The 1,402-nt window shown below is 60.5% G+C and carries 1 protein-coding gene; it reads right to left on the bottom strand.

Annotated elements, in window-relative coordinates; all coding sequences use genetic code 11:
• Positions 1–138: 138 nt before the first annotated feature.
• Positions 139–1,311, bottom strand: a complete 1,173-nt coding sequence (locus DK254_RS05675; protein ID WP_109933014.1) for an integrase core domain-containing protein — start codon at positions 1,309–1,311, stop codon at positions 139–141.
• Positions 1,312–1,402 lie beyond the last annotated feature (91 nt).

The following is a 1,402-nucleotide window of genomic DNA, read 5'->3' as shown; positions in this document are numbered from 1 at the left end:
GAGAGCCCCGATGGGCTACAGGGACGTACCCTCGGGGCGGGCCTCCGTGGCGGGGGAATTCGCGAGGGTAGCCCGGCTCCATCGGGCCCGTATGCGGGCAATGTAGAGGACAAGCACATGGGTAACAAATGAGTTCAGTCACATGGGTGACACTCGCATCGTCAGGTATCGATCATTTCGCTCGTGTTCGTCCAGCTTGCCGATAACGATTGGGCCGAAATGCACAGCCCAGATGCCCTCACCGGTGAGTTCCAGTCCGACGAGTTCGCGCTGTAGCACATAGCCCACATAAATCTGCATTCCCCGTCGATTGACCAAGCCTGCGCCGTCGACCCGGTATACCTCCATGTGCCCTGGATAACTGGGCTCAGGCAGGCGGTCCGGGAAGGCTCGTGGTGAAGGGACATAGCACTGCGCCGGGGTTTTCTGCTCCAGGGCTTCATGCGGCCGCTCATGGTTGTAGTGCTGCAGGAAGTTCTCGAAGCAGGTCTGCTGACTGCTCAGATCAGCCTCGGGTGGCTGGACAGTGGCGAATTTGAGCGTGCGGTGCATACGCTCATGGCGACCATTCTGTTCCGGGTGGCCGGGTGCGATGCGTTCGGGGAGGATGCCCAGGCGCAACCACCAGATGGATAACCGCGACAGGCCCGCCCGCCCCTTGCTGACAAAGGGCGTGCCGTTGTCCGTGCGCAGGCGGGACGGTAGTCCGTAGGTACGGAACAGGCGCTCGAAGACCGCCTGCGTTTCGGCCAGGCGTGGGCCAAGCAGTCCATCGCAGGCCAGGAGGTAGCGGCTGGCATGGTCCATGACCGTAAGCGGGTAGCACCATTGCCCATCGCGGGTGAGGAACTGCCCTTTGTAATCGGCCGTCCAGAGGTCGTTGGGAGCCTTCGCCGGGGTCAGTGGTTTTGGATAAGCTGGTATCCGCTGGCGCACTCGTCGCGGCGCGATCAGGTCCGCCTGCTTGAGGATGTTGTAAATCGTGGTCCGCGAAGGGCTCTGCCCGGGGTAACGCTGCTCGACCAGCACCTGGATCTTCTTCGGGCCTAAATCGACATTCGAATCCCGACGTAACTTGAGGATGTATTCGCGGATCACGTAAGGCGTCGTAAACGCTTGCTTATGGGGGCGCCGGCTTTGTTCGTCCAGCCCCTCCAGACCCGCGTGTCGGTAGCGCTCCACCCATTTGTAGCCGGTCTTGCGACTGATGCCGAAGCGCTCGCACAACACAGTGAAGCTGTAGAGCTCACGCAGATAGTCGGCAATGAACAGTACTTTCTCATCCATAGGTTTCAGCTCTCGCCAAGGCATGGGCCAGTCCTCGTGAGGTGACCCCTGCAGGTTAGAAACTGTTACCCATGTGCCTGAACCGATTTGTCACCTATGTGGGTGAGTCGTACCG

Source organism: Pseudomonas sp. RW407 (genome assembly GCF_003176655.1).
GTDB lineage: Bacteria > Pseudomonadota > Gammaproteobacteria > Pseudomonadales > Pseudomonadaceae > Pseudomonas > Pseudomonas delhiensis.
The sequence above is the reverse complement of the archived record's forward strand: the minus strand, read 5'-3'. Positions and strand labels throughout refer to the sequence as shown.

Excerpts from the sequence above, each read along its gene's own strand:
- DK254_RS05675 (WP_109933014.1), bottom strand. The coding sequence starts at position 1,311 with ATGCCTTGGCGAGAGCTGAAACCTATGGATGAGAAAGTACTGTTCATT.